Source organism: Streptomyces sp. DH12, from assembly GCF_020873895.1.
Lineage (GTDB): Bacteria > Actinomycetota > Actinomycetes > Streptomycetales > Streptomycetaceae > Streptomyces.
In genome coordinates this window covers 1-433 of sequence record NZ_JAHWGT010001241.1, presented here as the reverse complement: position 1 = coordinate 433, position 433 = coordinate 1, and the positions used below count along the sequence as shown (strand labels likewise).

At 72.3% G+C, this 433-nt stretch carries 2 pseudogenes; both read left to right on the top strand.

The features are described from left to right. Positions 1–250: pseudogene (locus LPA54_RS39455) on the top strand (aspartate carbamoyltransferase); the annotation flags it as partial. Between the two features lie 5 nt (positions 251–255). Continuing rightward, a pseudogene (locus tag LPA54_RS39450) lies at positions 256–433 on the top strand (dihydroorotase); the annotation flags it as partial.

Here is a 433-nt window from a genome sequence, read left to right as displayed (position 1 = left end):
CCGCTACGGCCTCGACGGCGACCGCATGGCGCGGATGCCGGGGCACGCGATCGTGATGCACCCCGGCCCGATGGTCCGCGGCATGGAGATCACCGCCGAGGTCGCCGACTCCGACCGCTGCACCGTCGTCGAACAGGTCACCAACGGCGTCTCCATCCGGATGGCCGTCCTGTACCTGCTGCTCGGCGGAGCCGAGTTCCAGACCGCCGGCACGCCCGCCGCCCCCGCCCGTACCGCCGAGGAGAACTGAGAACGATGAGCAAGACCCTGATCCGTGGTGCGAAGGTGCTCGGCGGCGAGCCGCAGGACGTGCTGATCGACGGCGGGACCGTCGCCGAGGTGGGCAGCGGGCTGTCCGCCGAGGGCGCCGAGGTCGTCGAGGCCGGCGGCAAGGTGCTGCTGCCGGGCCTGGTCGACCTGCACACCCATCTGC